At 56.7% G+C, this 21,959-nt stretch carries 18 protein-coding genes, 1 tRNA gene, 1 pseudogene and 1 CRISPR repeat array; of the genes and pseudogenes, 14 read left to right on the top strand and 6 right to left on the bottom strand.

The window, feature by feature from the left end:
- From SHM7688_RS15680 to cas2, 13 genes and pseudogenes are all read left to right on the top strand, one after another.
- Positions 1-204, top strand: a pseudogene (locus tag SHM7688_RS15680) (hypothetical protein); the annotation flags it as partial.
- A complete protein-coding gene (locus tag SHM7688_RS15675) occupies positions 201-1,244 on the top strand; it encodes a cysteine desulfurase family protein (RefSeq protein WP_058240858.1) in 1,044 nt (347 codons plus the stop codon). The pseudogene SHM7688_RS15680 and the gene SHM7688_RS15675, both read left to right, overlap by 4 nt.
- A gap of 36 nt (positions 1,245-1,280) precedes the next feature.
- A complete protein-coding gene (gene sufB / locus SHM7688_RS15670) occupies positions 1,281-2,804 on the top strand; it encodes a Fe-S cluster assembly protein SufB (RefSeq protein ID WP_058240857.1) in 1,524 nt (507 codons plus the stop codon).
- On the top strand, positions 2,804-3,007 hold the full coding sequence (locus SHM7688_RS15665; RefSeq protein WP_058240856.1) for a hypothetical protein: 204 nt from the start codon (positions 2,804-2,806) through the stop codon (positions 3,005-3,007). Before sufB ends, SHM7688_RS15665 begins: the two co-directional genes overlap by 1 nt.
- A 66-nt stretch (positions 3,008-3,073) precedes the next feature.
- Positions 3,074-3,829, top strand: a complete 756-nt coding sequence (gene sufC / locus SHM7688_RS15660) for a Fe-S cluster assembly ATPase SufC (protein ID WP_058240855.1) — start codon at positions 3,074-3,076, stop codon at positions 3,827-3,829.
- Positions 3,829-5,115 (top strand): Fe-S cluster assembly protein SufD, encoded by a 1,287-nt coding sequence (sufD, locus tag SHM7688_RS15655; RefSeq protein WP_058240854.1) that lies wholly within the window; start codon positions 3,829-3,831, stop codon positions 5,113-5,115. Before sufC ends, sufD begins: the two co-directional genes overlap by 1 nt.
- Positions 5,115-5,600, top strand: coding sequence for a hypothetical protein (locus SHM7688_RS15650; protein ID WP_058240853.1), 486 nt, complete (start codon positions 5,115-5,117; stop codon positions 5,598-5,600). Before sufD ends, SHM7688_RS15650 begins: the two co-directional genes overlap by 1 nt.
- Positions 5,597-6,178: a hypothetical protein gene (locus SHM7688_RS15645; RefSeq protein WP_058240852.1), complete on the top strand. Its 582-nt coding sequence runs from the start codon at positions 5,597-5,599 to the stop codon at positions 6,176-6,178. The genes SHM7688_RS15650 and SHM7688_RS15645 overlap by 4 nt, the downstream gene beginning before the upstream one ends.
- Before the next feature lies 1 nt (position 6,179).
- Positions 6,180-7,400, top strand: a complete 1,221-nt coding sequence (locus tag SHM7688_RS15640) for a cysteine desulfurase (protein ID WP_058240851.1) — start codon at positions 6,180-6,182, stop codon at positions 7,398-7,400.
- A 169-nt stretch (positions 7,401-7,569) separates the two neighbouring features.
- Positions 7,570-7,646: transfer RNA gene (locus tag SHM7688_RS15635), tRNA-Arg, on the top strand.
- 414 nt (positions 7,647-8,060) lie between these two features.
- Positions 8,061-11,279: a type II CRISPR RNA-guided endonuclease Cas9 gene (cas9, locus tag SHM7688_RS15630; RefSeq protein ID WP_058240850.1), complete on the top strand. Its 3,219-nt coding sequence runs from the start codon at positions 8,061-8,063 to the stop codon at positions 11,277-11,279.
- A gap of 58 nt (positions 11,280-11,337) precedes the next feature.
- Positions 11,338-12,249, top strand: a complete 912-nt coding sequence (cas1, locus tag SHM7688_RS15625; RefSeq protein WP_058240849.1) for a type II CRISPR-associated endonuclease Cas1 — start codon at positions 11,338-11,340, stop codon at positions 12,247-12,249.
- Positions 12,246-12,590 (top strand): CRISPR-associated endonuclease Cas2, encoded by a 345-nt coding sequence (gene cas2, locus SHM7688_RS15620; RefSeq protein WP_058240848.1) that lies wholly within the window; start codon positions 12,246-12,248, stop codon positions 12,588-12,590. The genes cas1 and cas2 overlap by 4 nt, the downstream gene beginning before the upstream one ends.
- Before the next feature lie 73 nt (positions 12,591-12,663).
- A CRISPR array of direct repeats spans positions 12,664-13,224; the repeat unit is 36 nt; unit sequence AGATTAGCAGTTCAGAATTCGAGGTCCAGCCGCAAC.
- A gap of 46 nt (positions 13,225-13,270) precedes the next feature.
- Here the strand turns inward: cas2 and SHM7688_RS15615 are convergent.
- The 6 genes from SHM7688_RS15615 to SHM7688_RS15590 all read right to left on the bottom strand — a co-directional run bounded on the left by SHM7688_RS15615 (position 13,271) and on the right by SHM7688_RS15590 (position 20,865).
- On the bottom strand, positions 13,271-14,275 hold the full coding sequence (locus tag SHM7688_RS15615) for a GlxA family transcriptional regulator (protein WP_058240847.1): 1,005 nt from the start codon (positions 14,273-14,275) through the stop codon (positions 13,271-13,273).
- A 33-nt stretch (positions 14,276-14,308) separates the two neighbouring features.
- Positions 14,309-15,121, bottom strand: a complete 813-nt coding sequence (locus tag SHM7688_RS15610) for a crotonase/enoyl-CoA hydratase family protein (RefSeq protein WP_058240846.1) — start codon at positions 15,119-15,121, stop codon at positions 14,309-14,311.
- A 71-nt stretch (positions 15,122-15,192) separates the two neighbouring features.
- The gene (locus SHM7688_RS15605; protein WP_058240845.1) at positions 15,193-16,836 is read right to left on the bottom strand and encodes a BCCT family transporter; all 1,644 of its coding nucleotides are present in this window, start codon (positions 16,834-16,836) and stop codon (positions 15,193-15,195) included.
- 57 nt (positions 16,837-16,893) lie between these two features.
- Positions 16,894-18,000: a dimethylsulfoniopropionate demethylase gene (locus SHM7688_RS15600; RefSeq protein ID WP_058240844.1), complete on the bottom strand. Its 1,107-nt coding sequence runs from the start codon at positions 17,998-18,000 to the stop codon at positions 16,894-16,896.
- On the bottom strand, positions 18,001-19,626 hold the full coding sequence (locus SHM7688_RS15595) for an AMP-binding protein (RefSeq protein ID WP_058240843.1): 1,626 nt from the start codon (positions 19,624-19,626) through the stop codon (positions 18,001-18,003).
- A gap of 63 nt (positions 19,627-19,689) precedes the next feature.
- Positions 19,690-20,865 (bottom strand): acyl-CoA dehydrogenase family protein, encoded by a 1,176-nt coding sequence (locus SHM7688_RS15590; protein ID WP_058240842.1) that lies wholly within the window; start codon positions 20,863-20,865, stop codon positions 19,690-19,692.
- Positions 20,866-20,966: 101 nt separating this feature from the next.
- Here SHM7688_RS15590 and SHM7688_RS15585 point away from each other — a divergent pair, with 101 nt between their 5' ends.
- Positions 20,967-21,851, top strand: coding sequence for a LysR family transcriptional regulator (locus SHM7688_RS15585; RefSeq protein WP_058240841.1), 885 nt, complete (start codon positions 20,967-20,969; stop codon positions 21,849-21,851).
- The last annotated feature ends 108 nt before the right edge of the window (positions 21,852-21,959 follow it).

Raw genomic sequence — 21,959 nt, 5'->3', positions numbered from 1 at the left:
CTCTGCGCTGCACACTGGCGCGGGTGCGAGTGCGGTTCTAGCGGATCACGGGCGCAATCCATGGCGAACCGTCTGTGGGAAGGGTTGTCTGCGCATGTTTACGTGTTTCTGCACCAGACCCGCCTGTCTGACATCGTACAGAATGATCTGGCACCTTGTCCGGCTGTGCCAACGTTGTTTGCCGTTGTCGACGAAGAAGGGTGATGCGCGTCTACCTTGATCATAACGCGACAACGCCGCTGAGACCGGAAGCCCGAGATGCGATGATTGCGGCCATGGATGTGGCGGGCAACCCGTCTTCGGTGCATGCGGAAGGGCGTGCGGCCAAGAGCCTGCTTGAGAAGGCGCGCACAGAAATCGCGAGCGCTTTTGGCGCAGATGGGGCGGATGTGATTTTCACCTCCAGCGCCACGGAATCTGCGGCGCTTGCATTGCGTGGGCGCGAGCTGCATGCGGGGGATGTGGAGCATGATGCGGTGGGAGCTTGGGTGACCCCGGATCTTGCGGTGGGCCGTGATGGCGAAATTGTGATCACCGATCCGGCGGCGAGCTGTGTGCAATTGGCGAACTCCGAAACCGGTGTGGTGCAAAAGCTGCCCGAAGGGATCGCGGTGAGCGACATGACGCAGGCCTTTGGAAAGCTGCCTGTGGCCTTTAACTGGAGCGGGGCGCAGATGGCGCTGATCTCAGCGCATAAGCTGGGCGGCCCCAAAGGCATTGGCGCGCTGGTGGTGAAGCGTGGCACCGATATTTCCGCACAGCTGCGCGGCGGTGGCCAAGAGATGGGCCGCCGTGCTGGCACCGAAAATATCATTGGCGCAGCGGGGTTTGCTGCGGCGGCCACGGCGGCGGCGCGCGATCTGGCTGATGGGGTATGGGACCGTGTCGCCCAATTGCGCGATATGTTGGAAGCCCGCCTTGCAGAGGGCGCGGGCAACACCATCTTTGTGGGACAGGGCGCCAAGCGTCTTCCCAACACAAGCTGCATTGCCACCCCCGGTTGGAAAGGGGAAACGCAGGTGATGCAAATGGATTTGGCAGGCTATGCGGTGTCTGCCGGGTCAGCCTGTTCCTCCGGCAAAGTCCGGGCGAGCAAGGTTTTGACCGCAATGGGGTTTGATGAAACCACAGCCGCAAGCGCGATCCGGGTCAGTCTTGGACCCGTAACTACAGAACAGGACGTGATGGGATTTGCCGACAAATGGCTGTCCATTCACGGGAAACATCTTGCCCGCTCCGCATAAGAGCGTGTGAGCCTAGCGAACATACAGGAGTAGCTCATGGCCGCAATCGACCAGACGCAAGTAAAAGAAGGCGTCGATCAGGAGACCGTGGATGCCGTCCGCGAAGTGGGCGGCAAATACAAATACGGTTGGGAAACCGAAATTGAGATGGAATATGCCCCCAAGGGGCTGACGCCGGATATTGTGCGCCTGATTTCCGAAAAGAATGAAGAGCCGGAGTGGATGACCGAATGGCGGCTGGAGGCGTATCAGCGCTGGCTGACCAAGGAAGAACCAGACTGGGCGATGCTGGACTACCCTGAAGTGGATTTTCAGGATCAGTACTACTATGCGCGCCCCAAGAGCATGGAAGAGAAGCCCAAATCACTGGATGAGGTGGACCCCAAGCTGCTGGCAACTTACGAAAAGCTCGGTATCCCTCTGAAAGAGCAGATGATTTTGGCGGGTGTTGAAGGTGCCGAGGATGCGCCTGCGGAAGGCCGCAAGGTGGCTGTGGATGCGGTGTTTGACTCCGTTTCCGTGGGCACGACCTTCCAGAAAGAGCTGAAAGAGGCGGGCGTGATCTTCTGCTCGATCTCCGAGGCGATCCGTGAGCATCCCGAGCTGGTGAAGAAATACCTCGGCTCTGTTGTGCCGGTGAGCGACAACTTCTATGCGACGCTCAACAGCGCGGTGTTCTCTGACGGCTCGTTTGTTTATGTGCCGCCCGGTGTGCGCTGCCCGATGGAGCTGTCCACCTATTTCCGGATCAACGCGGAAAACACCGGCCAGTTTGAGCGCACGCTGATCATCGCCGACAAAGGCTCTTATGTGTCTTATCTGGAAGGGTGCACCGCGCCTCAGCGTGACACCAGCCAGCTGCACGCGGCCGTGGTGGAAATCATCATCGAAGAAGACGCCGAGGTGAAATACTCCACCGTTCAGAACTGGTATCCCGGTGATGAGAACGGCAAGGGTGGCATCTACAACTTTGTGACCAAACGCGCGGATTGCCGGGGCGATCGCTCCAAGATCATGTGGACACAGGTGGAAACCGGCTCTGCCGTGACCTGGAAGTATCCGTCCTGCGTGTTGCGTGGCAATGACAGCCAGGGCGAGTTCTACTCGATTGCCATCACAAACAACCACCAGCAAGCCGATACCGGCACCAAGATGATCCACTTGGGCAAAAACTCCAAGTCGCGGATCGTGTCCAAAGGCATCAGTGCAGGTGTGGCGCAGAACACTTATCGCGGTCTCGTGTCCATGCACCCGAAAGCCAAGAACAGCCGGAACTACACGCAATGTGACAGTCTGCTGATTGGCGACAAATGTGGGGCCCATACGGTGCCGTATATTGAGGTGAAGAACAACTCCTCCCGCGTGGAGCATGAGGCGACCACTTCCAAGGTGGATGATGAGCAGATGTTCTACTGCCGTCAGCGCGGCATGGACGAGGAAGAGGCCGTGGCGCTGATCGTGAATGGCTTTGCCAAGGAAGTGCTTCAGGCGCTGCCGATGGAATTTGCCATGGAAGCACAGCAGCTTGTGGCGATCTCACTGGAAGGCTCTGTGGGCTGATGGAAACCATTCACGCTCTGATGCAGCAATCCGCAGGTGTGGGCGCGGGGATCGCGCTTGGCTCTGCTGTGGGCTTTGGCTTGCGCCGTAAGCGCTCTGGCAGCTCCGAAGGTCTGATTGGCGGATCGGTCTTTGTGACCTCCGCTGTCTGCGGAATTGTCGCCATGGGCGTGATGATGCTGATCACATATGTGAGCGCCTGACGGCGAGCGCCACGTAACAAGATATGACCGGGCGTGCGCGCCTGAGGAAACGCGAAGGAATAGAAAATGTTGGAAATCAAAGGCCTGAAGGTCAAACTGGAAAATGAAGACAAGCAGATCCTGAAAGGTGTGGATCTGAAAGTGGAAGCGGGCAAGGTGCATGCCATCATGGGCCCGAACGGCTCTGGCAAATCCACTCTGTCTTATGTTCTGTCCGGCAAAGACGGCTATGAGGTCACTGACGGTGCAGCGACGCTGGACGGTGAAGATCTGTTGGAGATGGAAGCAGAAGAGCGCGCGGCGCTTGGTCTGTTTCTGGCCTTCCAATATCCGGTGGAAATTCCCGGTGTGGGCAACATGACCTTCCTGCGCACCGCAGTGAATGCACAGCGTAAAGCGCGCGGCGAAGAAGAGCTCTCTGCGGCGGATTTCCTCAAAGAGGTGCGCGCCAAGGCGAAGACGCTCAAGATCGACGCCGACATGCTGAAGCGTCCGGTCAACGTGGGCTTCTCCGGTGGTGAGAAGAAGCGCAACGAGATCCTGCAGATGGCCATGCTGGCCCCAAAGATGTGCATCCTTGATGAGACCGACTCCGGTCTGGATGTGGATGCGATGAAACTGGTGTCTGAGGGTGTGAACGCGCTGCGTGACGAAGGCCGTGGTTTCCTTGTCATCACCCACTACCAGCGTCTGCTGGACCACATCAAACCAGACGTGGTGCACATTATGGCTGATGGCCGCATCATCAAGACCGGTGGTCCGGAGCTGGCACTGGAAGTTGAAAAGAACGGCTATGCCGACATTCTGGCGGAGGTGGCATAATGGCCGCTTTGGCAAAAAAACAAGAGGCAACGGCGGCGCGGCTCGCAGAGATGGCGGTGCCTTCGGGTGGTCAGTGGATCACCGAAGCCCGCGAAGCGGCTCTGGCGCGCGTCAAGGGCATGGGGCTGCCGGAGCGTCGTGACGAATACTGGAAGTTCACCCGTCCGGACACGCTAGTGCAGAGCGAGGTTGCAGAGGCGGCGACCTTTGAAACCGGCGAAGCGCCACTGTTTGATGAGATTGAACGTCTCAAAGTTGTCTTTGTGGATGGTGTTTTTGACGCTGCGCAATCGGATGATCTGAGCGCGGAAGGTCTTGTGATCGAACGGTTGCAGGACGTAGCGGGCGCAGACATTCACTGGGCCAAAGACCTTTATGGCAAGCTTGAACTGAAAGGTCAGGACCCGGTGCAGCGCCCTCTGGCGGCGTTGAATACGGCCTTTGCGAGCGATGGTCTGGTGATCCATGTCACTGGCAAGGTGAGCAAGCCGGTGAACCTGATCTACAAACATGCAGAGACGAGCTCGGATGCGATTTTGCACCATGTGATCAAACTGGACGCGGGCGCAGAGCTGACTGTGCTGGAAAACGGCCCGGCGGCGGCACGCTTCAATAAGGTCATGGAAGTGGATGTGGCCGATGGTGCGGCGTTCCACCATGTGCGTGCGCAGGGGCGTGATCATGAACGGCGCGCAGTGACCCATATCTTTGGCCGTCTGGGCACCGAAAGCGTGTTCAAATCCTTCACGCTGACAGTGAACGGTCGCCTGACCCGCAACGAAGCTGTGTTGGAGTTGACCGGGGATGATGCGGTGGCACATGTGGCCGGTGCCTGTCTTGGCGATGGTGATTTCCATCATGACGACACGGTGTTTGTGACCCATGATGCGCTGAACTGTGAAAGCCGTCAGGTCTTCAAGAAAGTGCTGCGCAACGGGGCCGTTGGCGTGTTTCAGGGCAAAATCCTGGTGAAGCCGGGAGCGCAGAAAACCGATGGCTATCAGATCAGCCAATCGCTTCTGCTGGATGAAGACAGCCAGTTCCTCGCCAAGCCAGAGCTGGAAATCTACGCCGATGACGTGGCCTGTTCGCATGGCTCCACATCTGGGGCAATTGATGAGGATGCTTTGTTCTATCTGCGCGCGCGCGGTGTGCCAAAGGATATCGCAACCGATCTTCTGGTGATGTCCTTTGTGGCAGAAGCGGTGGATGAGATTGAAAGCGAAACTCTGAAGGACTCCGTTCTGGCGCGTCTGGAAGGCTGGCTGGAGCGTCGTCGCGACTGATGTCTGTCACGCTGGACATTTTGGCAAGCTATCGCGCACCACGGTCTGTGGTGCGCGGTCTGCTGGATATGGGGGAGCGGGAAGATCGCGCGTTTGCGATCCTCATGGCGGCCTGTATCGTGATTTTTGTCTCGCGCTGGCCTGCGTTGGCGCGTGAAGCCCATTTGACGCAGACGGAGCTGAACCCCTTGCTTGGGGGCAGCCTCTTTGCCTTGGTGTTCATTCTGCCGCTCTTTGCCTATGCGCTGTCCTTTGTCAGCCATCTGATTTTAAGGGCGTTTGGGCGCAAGCAAAGTGCCTTTGGTGCCCGTATTGCGCTGTTCTGGGCGATGGCGGCAACCGGTCCGCTTTATCTGCTGGTTGGGCTTGTTGAGGGCTTTATTGGCGAAGGCGTGCCGCTCAGCATCGTCGGGGTGTTGTGGCTGGTGTTCTTTCTGCGGATCTGGATTTCCGGGTTGATTGAGGCGGGCAAGACAACTGCATGACACATCCACTTAGTGCTCTGTTCTGGCTCACGCTCAAGGATCCCGGCGAAGCTGCTTTGGTGGTGATGGGGCGGCCCATGCCACGCGAGATCGGCTGGCAGGTTCTGGGACTGGGCGTGGTGCTCAACACCGTTCTGACCTTTGCCACCATTTCGCTCTTCCCCATTCTGGCGCAGCTTTTTGCCCCGCTGGATCAGGCACCGCTGTTGTTTGCCGCGATCCTGATGGTCCGTATGAGCGCGATGGTTGCCGCGCTTTTCTGGGGCGGTCAGGCCGTTGGCGGGCGCGCGGGCTTTGAGGAATTGCTCTTGGGTTTTGGCTGGCTGCAGATGTTTCAGGCCGGTGTCCATGTGGGGATCTTGCTTTTGGCGGTCTTCTCTTCAAACCTCGCGTCTTTTGTCGTGTTGGGCATGAGCCTTTATGGCATCTGGATCAGCCTTCAATTCGTAAACGTGTTGCATGGATTTGGCAGCGTTGCCAAATCTCTGATGCTGCTGGCCGCCACGATGGTGGCATTGGCGATTGGTCTGTCTTTCTTCGCGTCCCTGCTGGTGTCGCTCTTTCTGGGAACTTCCTGAGATGTATGACGTAAATAAAATCCGTGCTGATTTTCCGATCCTCAGCCGTGAGGTGAATGGAAAGCCTTTGGTGTATCTGGACAATGGGGCCTCGGCGCAAAAGCCAAAAGTGGTGATCGACGCCATCACGCGGGCCTATGAACAGGAATATGCCAATGTGCACCGCGGGCTGCATTACCTCTCCAACCTCGCAACGGACAAATACGAAGTCGTGCGTGGCATCATCGCCAAGTTTCTGAATGCCAAGAGCGAAGATGAGATTGTGCTGAATTCCGGCACCACCGAAGGCATCAATATGGTGGCCTATGGCTGGGCGATGCCGCGTATGGAAGCAGGCGATGAGATCGTGCTGTCGGTGATGGAACATCACGCCAATATCGTGCCGTGGCATTTTCTACGGGAGCGTCAGGGCGTGGTGATCAAATGGGTGGATGTGGACGCCACAGGCGCGCTGGATCCCCAAGCCGTGATTGACGCGATTGGTCCCAAAACCAAACTGGTGGCGATCACGCAGTGCTCCAATGTTCTGGGCACAATGGTGGATGTGAAAACCATCACCAAAGCCGCCCATGAAAAAGGTGTTGCGGTTCTGGTGGACGGCTCGCAGGGCTCGGTGCATGCGCCTGTGGATGTGCAGGACATCGGCTGTGATTTCTATGCCATTACCGGCCACAAGCTTTATGGACCCTCCGGGTCGGGCGCGATCTATTGCAAAGCCGCGCGTATGGCTGAGATGCGGCCGTTTATTGGTGGCGGTGACATGATCAAGGAAGTCAGCAAAGAAGCTGTCATCTACAACGATCCGCCGATGAAATTTGAGGCAGGCACGCCCGGCATCGTACAGACCATCGGGCTCGGCGTTGCGCTTGAGTATATGATGGGTCTTGGCATGGAAAACATCGCCGCACATGAGGCCAAACTGCGCGATTATGCGGTGCAGAAACTTTCGGGACTCAACTGGCTTCAGGTGCAAGGCACCACAGCAAATAAGGCGGCAATCTTTAGCTTCACGCTGGATGGCGCGGCGCATGCCCATGATATTTCAACGATTCTGGACAAAAAAGGCGTTGCGGTGCGGGCAGGGCACCACTGTGCCGGGCCTCTGATGGAGCATCTTGGCGTATCGGCGACCTGCCGTGCGAGCTTTGGCCTCTATAACACCACTGACGAAGTGGATGTGTTGATTGACGCGCTGGAACTGGCGCATGAACTCTTTGCCTAAAGCGTTTCGACCTATTGTAAAGGCACATGGTTAGGCGAAACGCGCGCAGCCAATAGATGTTGTGGGCGTTTCGTTATCAACTCGATATCTCAAGTTGCTCTCGAAACGCTTTAAGCAGGCATTTTACGATTGCGGGGCGTAGCGACACTGGCTATACCCCGTTTTGGAAGCACCCATAGCTCAGCTGGATAGAGTGTCGCCCTCCGAAGGCGAAGGTCGAAGGTTCGAATCCTTCTGGGTGCGCCATGTTACCTCCTTAAATATATGATAAATTCATGCATTTCTTTGAATGTTTGAACTGGTTCGTCTTTTCGGGTGTGTTGCCCTATTCGTGGTTGGCGCGGACTTCCCTTTTCCTCTTCCATGCCGATGGAAAGCGCCCCTGGCTCCTTTCGGCAGGTTTGCTTTGCACATCGCCTATTGGGTAACTGGAGAGCAATGAGTGCTAAATTTGGGGCTTTCCTGTTTGTATAAAAACCGCGTGAGAACGGAAAAGCGCGCCCCGTAGGACGCGCTTTAATGTGGTGCTACTTCGAGCTTGTTAACGGCTCGACCGCGAATTCTGAACTGCGCTGAGCGTTACAGATTCACCACTCACTTTCAAGTTGCAATCTTATGCGATCCGGAGAAAACTTTCCTCTTATTTTCATGAGGTTTATTATGCGGCTTGGTTTGGATATTGGGACAAATTCGGTTGGTTGGTGGCTGTACAAAACAGATGGCGAAGCGGCTTCTGCACGGATTGTTGAGGTGATTGATGGGGGCGTTCGGATTTTCTCCGATGGGCGTGACCCCAAATCCAAGACCTCCCTCGCGGTTGACCGTCGTGTTGCGCGTGCGGCGCGCCGCCGCCGGGATCGCTACCTGCGCCGCCGCGCCAGTTTGATGAAGCTATTGGCACGCACGGGGCTTATGCCTGCCGATCCAGTGGAGGCGAAAAAGCTCGAACGACTGGATCCCTATGAACTCAGATCAACGGGTTTGGATGACGCCTTGCCGCTCACCCATTTCGGCCGCGCTCTCTTTCATCTCAATCAGCGGCGTGGTTTCAAGTCAAACCGCAAGACAGATCGGGGCGACAACGAGAATGGCAAGATTAGGGAGGCCACCGCGCGCCTTGATCTGGAAATGATGACCAGCGGCGCGCGCAGCTATGGCGAGTTTCTGCATATGCGCCGTCAGCGTGCCAGCGATCCACGCCATGTGCCGAGTGTGCGCACGCGCTTGTCGGTTGCGGCCCGTGGCGGCCCCGATGCGAAGGCTGAGGCGGGCTATGATTTCTATCCTGATCGCCATCATCTGGAGGAAGAGTTTCATGCGCTTTGGGCGGCACAGGCCACGCACCACCAGGCACTGACGGACGATCTACGCGATCTGGTCTTTGAGAAGATTTTCTATCAGCGCCCGTTAAAGGAGCCGAAAATCGGTCTGTGCCTGTTTACAGCAGAGGAACGTATCGCCAAGGCACATCCACTGACACAGCGGCGTGTGCTTTTTGAGACCATCAACCAATTGCGCGTCACGGCGGATGGGCGTTCGACCCGTCCGTTGACACTGGAGGAGCGGGACACACTTGTTCACGCGCTGGATAATAAAAAACCGACCAAATCCATGACGTCTATGAATATGACGCTGAAGGCACTCGCCAAGTTGCTTAAGCTGCGCGACGGTGAACGTTTCACCCTGGAGACAGGTGTCCGTGAAAACATCTCCTGTGATCCGGTCCGCGCCTGCATGGCCCATCCCGCACGCTTTGGGCCCCAGTGGTCCTCCCTTGATTGGGAGGCGCAATGGGATGTGATTTCCCGCGTGAGGCAGGTTCAGAGCGAGGGTGAGTTTATAGAGCTGACCGACTGGTTGATACAGGGTCATGGGCTTGACGCGGATCACGCCAAGGCCGTTGGGAACGCCCCGTTGCCCGAAGGGTACGCGCGCCTTGGGTTCAGCGCCACCGAGCGTATTCTGGACCAATTGAAAGCCGAGGTTTGCACCTATTCCGACGCTGTTGCGAAATGCGGGTGGCACCACTCAGATCAGCGCACGGGGGCGTGTCTCGAGGTGCTTCCCTATTACGGCGAGGTGCTTGATCGCCATGTGATCCCCGGCACCTATGACGCGACCGACGACGAGATCACACGGTATGGGCGGATCACCAATCCGACCGTGCATATCGGGCTGAACCAATTGCGGCGATTGGTTAATAAAATCATTGAAGTCCATGGCAAGCCCGACCAGATCGTCGTCGAACTGGCGCGAGAGTTGAAGCAATCTGAGCCCCAGAAGAAAGACGCGATGAAACGCCTCCGGAACACCACGGCCGATGCGATCCGTCGGAGTGAGCAGCTTGAGCAACTTGGACAGCCAAACACGGGGCATAACCGAATGCTCTTGCGTCTTTGGGAAGACCTTGGCCCCGCAATCGGGCCGCGCTGTTGCCCCTACACAGGAAAGACAATCAGTGTCACGATGGTGTTTGACGGCTCCTGTGATGTGGATCACATCCTGCCCTTTTCGCGCACGCTGGATGACAGCTTTGCCAACCGCACCCTCTGCCTGAAGGAGGCCAACCGCGAGAAATCAGACAGAACCCCGTGGGAGGCGTGGGGCGGTACGGACCAGTGGGACGATATCGCGGCCAATCTCAAGAACCTGCCCGAGAAAAAACGCAAGCGTTTTGGCCCAGACGCGATGGAGTGGTTCGAGGGGGAAAACGATTTCCTCGACCGCGCCTTGGTGGATACGCAGTATCTGGCAAAAATCTCGCGTATGTATCTTGATACGCTCTTTACCAAGGGGGGGCATGTCTGGGTTGTGCCGGGGCGTATGACGGAAATGCTGCGACGCCATTGGGGCCTGAACGCACTTCTGAATGACAAGGACAGAGGCGCCGTAAAGGCCAAAAACCGCACCGATCACCGTCATCATGCAATTGATGCGGCTGTGGTCGCAGCCACAGACTATCGGCTCATGCAAAAAATCAGCCGTGCGGCTGGTCAGGGCGAGAACGCTGGCCAATCCGCTGAGTTGATCGCGCGTGACACAGATGCTCCATGGGAGCATTTCCGCGCCGACATCGCCAGTCAGCTTGAGAAGATTATTGTCAGCCATCGGGCCGATCATGGCCGCATCGACGTCGAGGGGCGCAAAACGGGACGTGATAGCACCGCAGGCCGGCTGCACAACGACACGGCCTATGGCGTGATTGACGATCTCACCGTTGCCAGCCGGACCCCGCTTATGTCACTCAAACCCTCCGATATCGCCATCACAGAACGTGGGAAAAACATTCGCGATCCGCAACTGCAAAACGCCCTTTATGTGGCGACCAAAGGCAAAGAGGGGAAGATGTTTGAACAGGCTCTGGTGGATTTTGCCTCCAAAGAAGGTCCCTATCAGGGTATCCGTCGTGTCCGTTTGGTCGAAACGCTGCAAAAAGCAGCGCGCGTTGAGATTGGCAAAACCGAGAGCGGCCAACCCCTGAAGGCGTACAAAGGCGACAGCAACCATTGTTATGAGCTTTGGAAACTACCTGACGGAAAAATCGTGCCGCAGGTTGTGACAACCTATGAAGCCCACGCAGGCAGCGCCCCACGTCCCCATCCCGCAGCAAAGCGTATTTTGCGCGTTTTTAAGAAAGACATGGTGAAACTTACCAAGGACGGTGAAGAAATAGTAGGTTACGTACAATCCATGCACATCAAGAACGGGCTCTTTGTTGCTCAGCATCTCGAAGCAAATGCGGACGCCAGAAATCGCGACAAGACCGATCCATTTAAATTTCTTCAGATGGGTGCAGGTACACTCGTTAAAACGGGCCTTCGCCGGGTTCTAGTGGACGAAATCGGTCGCCTGCGTGACCCGGGCCCTCCCAAACTCTGAGTGCAGTCGTGCGAATCGCGAAAATAGATCATGCTTCCAACCATTTGGAGTATGATTTTTGGATCGTGTTATTGATATTGCCACGGAAGGGCGTCACCTTTCGCGTGAACGTGGGTTTTTAAAAGTCTCCGAAGCGGGCGCTGAAATCGGGCGCGTCGCGTTGGATGAAATCACCGCTGTTATCGTCCATGCCCACGGGGCCACGGTGTCAGGCCACCTTCTTGCAGAGCTTGGTGATCGTGGGGTGCCCGTTGTGTTTTGCGCGTCCAACCATACGCCCCGCTCTGTCCTCATGCCGATCGAGGGGCACCACGCACAGGGCGGGCGCTTGCGGGCTCAATGGCAAGCCAAAGCCCCAATGGTCAAACAGGCATGGAAGCAGGTGGTGATCTCAAAGATCTCAATGCAAGCCGCCGCGCTGGAGGCTATCGCTGCGCCTCATGCCCCGCTTACCATGATGGCCCGCGCGGTTACCAGCGGTGACAGTACCAATGTCGAGGCGCAGGCCGCCCGTTACTATTGGCCCCTTATGATGGGGGACAACTTTCGACGCAATCGTGACGTCCCCGATGTCAACGCCATCCTGAACTACGGATATACTGTCCTTCGCGCGGCGACAGCCCGCGCCATCGTAGCCGCAGGGCTACACCCGACCATCGGCCTGCACCATTCCAACCGCGGCAATGCTTTTGCTCTTGCGGATGACCTGATGGAGCCTTTTCGCCCTTTGGTTGATTGCGCCGCGCGCGCGCTCGCTGAGCGCAACGGACCGCAGGTTGACACCGAAGCCAAACAGACGCTTGCGCGCCTTATCGCGCTTGATCTCCCTCTGGGCGATAGTCAGTCTCCAGTCTCTGTCGCTATTATGAAACTAGCGACGTCGCTCGGGCAAAGCTTCGAGAGCGGCAAACTCTCGCTCTCTCTGCCACAACCACCCGATGCACTCACCCTCGCAGGGCTGGGCGCATGACATTTTATCCAAGCCATTTATCAGGATATAGAATCATGTGGATACTCGTGATGTTTGATCTGCCGACGGACACCAAACCGCAGCGTAAGGCCGCAACGAATTTTCGCAATTTTTTGCTTGATGAGGGGTTCGAGCGCAGCCAGTTTTCAGTCTATGCCCGTTTCGTCAATGGGAAGGAAGCATTCCAGACACGGGTGAACAGAATCGCGCGCAATTTGCCCGATAAAGGTGACATCCAAATCCTCAACTTCACCGATCGCCAATATCGTGATATTGTTCATTTTTCAGATCAGGGCCGACAGACGGCCCGAAAGAATCCGGATCAGTTGGCGCTGTTTTGATGAAAACCCCACGGAAATATACAAGTAAATCCCCCTCAAAACCTTGCGTGAACAAGGGGTTGAGGGGTGATCTAGATTAGCAGTTCAGAATTCGAGGTCCAGCCGCAACGCAAGGGAACACCGCACCATGACTACCGTTAGATTAGCAGTTCAGAATTCGAGGTCCAGCCGCAACTACGAATCGGTCAATTCCGCAACCGGCGTAGATTAGCAGTTCAGAATTCGAGGTCCAGCCGCAACCGTTGGCGATGAGACCATGCAGAAGCTCAAAGATTAGCAGTTCAGAATTCGAGGTCCAGCCGCAACAGCACATACTCAGTGGCCGTCAGAGCATCGAGATTAGCAGTTCAGAATTCGAGGTCCAGCCGCAACTCAGAATACGGGTTGTCAAAATAGCCTTTGAGATTAGCAGTTCAGAATTCGAGGTCCAGCCGCAACTATCGGCAGCGTGACATATGGTACGGACGCAGATTAGCAGTTCAGAATTCGAGGTCCAGCCGCAACTGGCCAACCTCATGGCGCTGCCTCTGGTGAGATTAGCAGTTCAGAATTCGAGGTCCAGCCGCAACCGCAGCAACCTCACCCTCTCCAAGAGACAAGATTAGCAGTTCAGAATTCGAGGTCCAGCCGCAACTGAACAAGCCGTGCTGAAACTCAGCTCCTGAACGGGCATGGCGCTGTTAAGATGCGGACGGGATACCGCGTTCGCTGCTTGGGGAGGCCCCGAAACGTTTGCGGTATTGTTTGGAAAAATGCGATGTGCTGGAGAAACCGCTGGCGATGGCAACTTCCAGTACACTCAGTTTGGTCTGCTGGATGAGGCGTCTTGCGTTTTCGAGGCGCAGTTTGTTGCTGTAGCTTTTGGGCGACATGCCGAGGTGTTTGGAAAACAGGCGCTCCAACTGCCGGCTTGAGACGCCAACCGTTTTGGCAATCACAGTGGGGGACAGAGGGTGTTCGAGGTTCTCGCGCATGATCTCGACCGCCTGGACCAGATGAACACTCTTGGCACCGATTTCACAGGCGGCGGAGAGCGTTTGTGCGTTGCTTTGATCGCGAATGCTGGAACAGGCGAGGGCGGCAGCGGTTTTCTGAGCGCAGTTTGTGCCCTGTTGCGTGCCAATCACATTGAGAAACATGTCAGCCGTGGCAAGGCCACCGGCACAGGTCAGAGATTTGCTGCTGGTGTCATAGACCTGTTGGCGCACATCCAGATCAGGAAATGTTTCCTGTATCGACGTTGAAATGGCCCAATGTGCGGCCACTTTTTTGTCTGGCAACAGACCCGCTTGCGCGAGAATGGCACAGCCGCTGCCCAATGCGCCCAAAGTGGCACCATATCGGGTGGCTTTGCGGAGCAGGTTAAGCAGCTTCTGGCTAGCCGGTGCCTCCATGCGATTGCCTCCGCAGAGGAAAATTGTTGCAGTAAGATCAATCTCTTCCACACCGCCTTCCACAGCCAGAGAAAGGCCGCTTTGCGAGCGTAGGGGCAGGCCGTCTTCGCTGAGAATTTGCCATGTATAAGGCGGGTTTGCACCGGCGGCATTGGCCTCAGACAGAGTCTCTATGGCGAGGCTCACATCCGCCGGTGAATGGGTTGGCAGCAGCAGAAAGACAAACCGATGTGCGGGACCTTGGCTCGCGTGCGGTGCTTGCAGGAACGGTCTGGTGTCATGGCAAGTCATGGCGTGCTTTCTGCTGTGACAAAGAAGGCGAGCTTAGTCGTTGGGCCGAACCCGTGCGGCGGTCTTTTTGGCAAAGGCATCAAGACGGGCGCGGGCGTCAGGCTGGGTGTTGACCACGCCAGCAATCACGGCTTCGCAATAGGCGGCATCCAGCGCAGACATGTTTTGCATATGGCTGACGGCGGAGCAGATTGCGAAGTTGGACAGTGGCAGGTTGGCGGCGGCACGGCGGGCGAGTTCCATGGCTTTGTCAAAGCTGGAGCCAGACACAAGATATTGCATCAATCCCACGTCCATGGCTTCCTGCCCCTGATAGACACGGCCGGTCAGCATCATGTCGATCATGCGGGACTTGCCCACGAGGTCCGCCACACGGATGGTGGCACCGCCACCCGTAAAGAGGCCGCGTTGGCCTTCTGGCAGCGCGAAATAGGTGCTTTCATCCGCCACGCGGACATGAGCCGAGCTGGCCAGTTCGAGGCCGCCACCGACAACTGCGCCATGCAGAGCGGCAATGACCGGCACGCCGCCGTATTCCATTTTGTTGAAGGCTTCATGCCAGCGTAGGCAGACATGCATGAAGTCGGCTGGGCTGCGGTCTTCGTCATGATGTTCGATAAGATCGAGGCCCGCGCAGAAATGATCGCCTGCCGCTGCCAGCACAATGGCCTTGGCACCCAGACGTGGCGCCTTGGAAAACAACTCGATCAGCTCTTCAATGGTCGCTGCGTCCAGCGCATTGCGTTTGGACGCGCGATTGAGGGTGGCGACCCAGATACCATCATCCTCTTGATCCTGGGTGACAGTGACATTGGTAAAAGAAAAGGCGGGATGGTGTTGCGCCATGTGATGCGGCCTCAGTTCGTTAAGTTAGAAGGGGTAGGCGGGCCCCGAAGGGCCCGACCTGAAATAAGTTTTTACTCAGTATGTACGCTTTGTACACCAAGGGCTTCGCGACGACTGTCACGCAAAATGCCCTTGATCAGCGCGATGCCCATCAAAGCCATCACAATGCTGAAGGGGAGGGCCCCGATGACCATGGCTGTCTGGATGGCACCCAGTCCGCCCATGATCAGAAGCGCGCCCACAACCAGCGCCAGCGCCACACCCCAGAAGATGATATGCGGGCGCCCTTTGGGGCCTTCGTCGCCGCCTGAGTTGATGGTGTTCACAATCAGCACGGCGCTGTCTGCGGAGGTGACCAGATAGGTCAGCAGCAAAACCACCACGATGACCGCCATGATCCATGCGAAACCACTGGAAAGGATCACATCCAGCATGGCAAAGAGCTGGGCCTGCTGGCCTGCGCCGGAAATGGCATCGCCGGCGGTTCCGTTCAAGGTCAGATCAATGGCGGTGCCGCCCACGATTGTGAACCAGAAGAAACACATCACGGATGGGATGATGATCGCGCCAAGCACATATTCGCGCACGGTGCGTCCGCGAGAAATACGCGCAAGGAACACGCCCACAAATGGGGCAAAAGCAATCCACCAGGCCCAGTAGAAGACCGACCAGCCACCTTGCCAGCCCGCCAGCGCATCGCCAACCTCGGTGCCATCCGGCCGCCACACGGTGAACAACAGGCTTGGCAGGGCCACGATGTAGTCAAACAGGCCGACAAACAGCGCTTTGAGACCAAAGAAGGCAGAGCCGAAGATCAAGAAGAAGGCCAGCAGGAAGAAGCTGAGGCCCATGTTGATGTTGGAGAGCCATTTGATGCCTTTGCCGACACCGGAAAGCGCGGACAATGTGGACGCGCCCATGATGATCAGCAGGGCAAAGATGATGGCCGATGTTGTGGCTTTACCGTCATCATTGAGCAGCCAGTCCCCAATGCCGATGCGGTGCATGCCAGCCACAAATTGTTCTACACCAAAGCCCAGGGTCTGCGCCACACCAAGCACGGTTGCCACCACGGCCACGATGTCGATGACATGTCCCAATGGGCCAGACAGGCTGGAGCCAAACAGGGGGGACAGGCCGGAACGAATTGTCAGCGGCAGGTTGCGGCGATAGGAAAAATAGCCCAGCGAGAGGCCCACGAGGGCATAGCAAGCCCAGGCTGAGAAGCCCCAATGCAGGAAGGACCATTTGTAGGCATAGCGGACATTGTCCGCCGAAGAGCCTTCAGCCAATCCCTGAATGACTTCAGGGTTGTTGGCAAAATGGTACATCGGCTCTGCGGTAGCGAAGGTCAGCATACCAATGCCAATCCCGGCGCCAAACATCATGGAGAACCAGGAAAAACTTGAAAATTCCGGTTCATCATCAGGCAGGCCCATACGCAACCGTCCGGTTGAGGGCAGGATGGCAAGAACGACGCAGACAATGATGAAAAAGGCAACAACCCAGATATACCAACTGGCGAAACTGGCCAGAAGGAAGCTGTTGAGTGTGCTGAGAACGCTTGCAGCATTGTCTGGAAATGCGATTGCCCAGATGATCAGGGCACCGATTAAGATCTTGGCCGTGATGGTCACGTCCTTGCTGAAGCCATCATAGAAGCCGCCTTCGGCTGTTTTGATGGGCAATTCCATTAGTGGTGGCTTTTGGGCCATGTGTTCCTCCCTAGGGTATTTCTTATTACGCGTTCAAGGCCACGGGTCTTGTGCGCGTTAGATCCAGAACGTCTCCTCTATGATGGCCTCCCGCGGCCCTTCAGGCGTTTCCACAATCAACACGGTGCCAGCCTCCCAGTGGCCCGCGTCAACCATTCCAATGGCGACATTGGTATCAAAGTCCGGCGACCATGTCGCGGATGTGATTTGCCCCACGCGTACGCCATCACGCGTCAGTGGCCAAATAGCGCGCGCTGGCGAGAGCGGTGCGCCAATGACCGATATTGGCCGGATCTGACGATGAGGTCCAGCATTGCGTTCCTGCGACATCGCTTCAATGCCGATATGGGCAATGTCTTCGGCGGGCGGGCAGAACTTGCCAAGACCGCATTCCAGCGGCGAGTTTTCCATGTTCATGTCATTGCCATAGCTCAGCAATCCGCCTTCGATCCGTTCAATCAGATTGGGGCAGCCCGGGCGTACATGGAGATCTTGACCTGCGCCAAAAAGGGCATTCCAAAGCGGCATGCCGTTCTCACTGCCTTCAACGTAGATCTCAAAGCCGCCCTGTTTTGAGTATCCCGAACGCGCCACGATGAAAGAGGTCTCTCCGAAGGCGAGCCGCTTGTAGCGGAAGAAACGGATGTCATAAATCTCCTCACCAAAAACGCGCGCCATCAGGGTTTCTGCCTTTGGGCCTTGTACGGCAAGTGGGGAGACATCAGGTTCAAACACCCGCACATTCAATCCGCGCCCGACTGCCAATCCTTTGATCCAGAGTATCAAGTCGCTGTCTGCGATGGAGATCCACCAACGTGTTTCGCTGTGCTTGATCGCCACAGGATCATTCAGCATTTTACCGTCTTCGTCTGTGATCGGCACATAATAACACTGATCTGACTGCATCTTGCGCAAGTTACGCGGTGTCATCAACTGCATCAGATGTGAGGCGTCCGGCCCGTTGAGTTCAATCTGACGCTCTACGGACACGTCCCAGACCTGAACATGTTCCTTGAGATGACGGTAGTCACTTTCCACGCTGTCAAAAACCGTTGGCAGAAGCATGCGGTTGTAGACGGTGTATGACGTGACGCCAGCGGCTTCGACACCGGGAGTGAAGGGCGTTGAACGCAGGCGGCGTGAATGAGAGATTGTATAGACCATTTAGAGTACCATGGTTTTGGCCGCATCACGCAGCGCAAATTTCTGAATTTTTCCGGTGGAAGTCTTGGGCAGTTCTTGAAAGACGACGGCCTTTGGCGCTTTGAAACCCGCCAGATGGGCGCGGCAGAAGCTGATAATCTCCTCTACTGTTGCCTCGGTTTCAGGGCGCAGTTCAATGAAGGCACAAGGGGTTTCCCCCCATTTCTCATGTGGCATGGCAACCACCGCCGCTGCTTGCACCGCAGGGTGGCGATAGAGCACAGCCTCAATTTCAACAGAGGAGATGTTTTCCCCTCCCGAGATGATCACATCTTTCAGCCGGTCGCGGATCTGCATGTAGCCATCGGGATGCACCACGGCGGCGTCACCAGACCAGAACCATCCTTTGTCAAAGCTTTTGGCGGTGGCCTCCGGGTCTTTGTAGTAGCCTTTCATGACCGTATTGCCGCGGATGCCGATTTCACCCTGTGTCGCCCCATCACGTTCCACGGGCTGGCCCGTGGCGGTATCAATCACCGAGACCGCTTCGACCATCGGCAGGGCGATGCCCTGCTGGGCTTGCAATTCGGCCTGTTGACCGGGGGCAAGCGCATCCCAGCCTTCTTGCCAGAGGCATTTGGAGATGTGGCCATAGGTTTCGGTCAGGCCGTAAACCTGCATCACGTCAAAGCCCATGGCGCGGGTTTTTTCCAATACGGAAGGGGGCGGTGGGGCACCTGCCGTCAACACGCGAATGGGTGGATCAAAGCGGGCACTGTCGCCTGTTTCAGCCTCAGCCAGCATCTGCAACACAATCGGCGCTGCGCCAAAATGAGTCACGCCATGGGTGCGGATGGCATTGAGGATCAGATCTGGTGCGGGTGTGCGGGTGAAGACCATGGTGCCCCCCAGCATGGCGATCACCCAAGGGTGCCCCCAGCCATTGCAGTGAAACATTGGCACGACCGAGAGATAGACCGGATAATGCGGCATTTGCCATGCGGCCACCGTGCCCAGCGCCATAAGATAGGCGCCCCGGTGATGGTAAACCACGCCTTTGGGGCGGCCAGAGGTGCCGGACGTATAGTTCAGCGCGATGGCATCCCATTCATCCTGCGGCCAGCCTGCGCCTGCGTCGGTTTCCCCATGCGCCAGCAAAGTCTCGTAGTCAGGGCCGCCCAATGTTGCCGTCTGCGCCGCAGCGGGGTCGGTGATCTCAATCACAGGGATCGTGCGACCAAGCAGCTCAAATGCTTGCGACAGAAGAGGAATAAGCTCCCGATCCACGATCACAACCTTTGTATCGGCATGATCAAGAATATAGGCGATCGTTTCTGGCTCTAACCGCGTGTTGAGCGTGTTGATCACCGCACCGGTCATTGGCAGGGCGAAATGCAGCTCAAACAACTCTGGAATATTGGGGCACAGTACGGAGACCGTGTCCCCCCGGCCAATGCCCTGTGCCCTAAGCCCCGCCGCAACGGCGCGCGTGCGGGTCGCCATCTCGGCCCAGCTGCGGTGCAGATCACCATAGATGACGGCTGTGCGCTGACCATGCAGCGCCTCTGCGCGGTTTAAAAATGACACTGGCGACAGCGGCACAAAATTGGCCGTGGCCTTGTCGAACTTGTCAAAGTTCTCTTGCATGGTCGCTCCTCCCTAAATGACCAATGCGGATTTTCTCGATGTACCGGGCTTCCCGGTTGGGGGTCAGCTTTCGCCGAACCCCTTGGGAACTGGTAGATCTGGAAGTGACTTTGCCCGTTTTTGAAGACTGCGGCCAATCACAACTCGGCTGATCTCGGTCGTGCCATCGACAATGCGCAGCATCTGACTGAGGCGCGACAGGCGATCCATGCCATAGGGTTTGAGCAGCCCCATGCCGCCAAGAACCTGTGTGCAGGTGTTGGCCGCTTTGACAGCGGCGTCTGGCACGAAGCGTTTGGCATGGGCCGCCATAACCGGGCCCTCAGGTGTGCCAAGAGCATTGGCCGCGGCCCGATAGAGCAGGCGTGAGGCTTCCAATTCGGTGGCCACATCCCCAAGCATCCATTGGATGCCGTCCAGATCAAGGTTCTTGCCGCCAAACATCTTGCGGTTCTTGGCATAGGCCAAAGCCGTGTCCAGCGCGGCTTCCATCAGGCCACAGCATCCCGAGGCAATGGAAACGCGGGCGATGTCGATGGCCATCAACGAGCCTTGCAGGCCCTGACCAACTGGCAGGATGATGTTGTCTTCCGACACCACCACGTCTTTCATGTACATCTCAGAGAGTGGCAAAAACTCATAGGATGGGGTGTCATAGCGCGGGCCAAAGCTCAGCCCCGCTGCATCAGCCGGGATTGCAATCATGGCCATGTCATGGTGACCGGGTTCATCGGTGGTTTTCACAACGGTGAAATAGATGTCCGCTTCCCCAGCCAAAGACACCCAGGCCTTCGCGCCATTGATCGTCCATGTGCCATCGTCATTGATCACCGCACGGCTGTACATATTGGTTGCGTCCGAGCCTGACTGCGGCTCAGTGAGGGCAAAGTTCGCAAGTTTGCGGCCAGATGTCAGTTCGCGGGCCCATGTTTCTTTGAACGCATCTGTGCCATAGCCGCAGCCGGCAAAGGTGCAGATGTTGTGCATGGACAGAGCGAAAGCATATGCGCCATCTCCCTTGCCAAGCTCTTCGTAAACTCGGATGCCGTCGCCCAGAGACAGCCCCTGACCGCCAAGGTCTTCTGGGGCGTAAAGGCCCGTCAAACCCAGCGCGGCCGCCTTGTCAGACGCATCGCGCGGCCAAACGGCGGCTTCGTTCCAAGCATTTACATTGGGTTTGATCACCTCATCAGCGTGCTTGCGTGCCGCTTCGAGAATGGTGTCGATTGGTGCGGGCATGGGCTCTCCTCATCTCATGTACGCGTCTTGAAGCAATTGGTTATTTCGAAAATGACGTAAGTGGTATAAGGAAAAAATTACGGAGGAGATTGAAAAAATTTATGGCAGACAGTTTACCAACCCTGAAAGGCCTGCGTGCCTTTGAAGAAGCTTTTTTACTTGGCAGCTATACCGCCGCTGCTAAGCGATTAAATGTGCAGCAGCCAGCAATAAGCTATCAAATCAAGCGTTTAGAGGATGATCTTGGTGTCACTCTCTTTGCCAAAGAGCGTGGGCGATTGATCCCGACTGCCGCGGCCCATGAGCTGTATGAGACTCTGTCGCATGCCTTTGATTCAATCCGACGTACATCAAACAGATTGCGGCAAAGCTCTGAGACATCTGTCTTCACGATTGCGACATACCCCGGAATTGGCACCCACTGGCTATCTTCGAAGCTGCCCGCGCTTTCCAAGGCGCTTGGCCTGCCGGTGAAAGTGGTCACTCTGGTCAAGGATACCGATATCCTGAATGAAGATGCAGATTGCATGATCCTTTTTGGCAAAGGGCCGTGGTCCGGTCTTGAGGGGCGCTTGCTTATGCCAGAGATTGTCTGCCCCGTGGCATCCCCAGATTTGGTACAGACCTTCCGCAACACATCGGACGACAGTGACACGGGGGGGATAACCATCATTGAGCAGGACGATCCGGAAGAACGCTGGATCGGTTGGGAGGAATGGCGCAGTCAGACAGGCAACGAACATTTGCAGTCAGCAGATAGAATGACCGTCAATGACCATGGTTTCGCGCTTCATCTGGCGTTGACTGGGGCAGGTGCCACTCTGGCCTGGATGGGGGTTGTGGAGGATCTTTTGGCAGCGGGCAGTTTGGTGCCGCTGTCTGATGCGGTGGCGACTTCTGATGCCGGATTTTGGCTTGTGAGCCGATCTGAGTTCTTCACATCCGTGACCGGTCGGGCGGTGCAGCGTACGTTGATCGCAGGGTAATCAAGGCGCGCGCCGGCGCCAACGGATGCATTCATTGTGCGTTTGGGGGGCGGGCAAAGATCAATTCGGACCTGTGTTGATAGGAAACTTCGTCGGTTGTTTGCGAAT

Origin of the sequence: Shimia marina (genome assembly GCF_001458175.1) — a bacterium.
In the GTDB taxonomy this organism is placed as follows: Bacteria; Pseudomonadota; Alphaproteobacteria; order Rhodobacterales; family Rhodobacteraceae; genus Shimia; species Shimia marina.
Note: the sequence above shows the minus strand (reverse complement) of the source record. Positions and strands in the feature narration are given on the sequence as shown.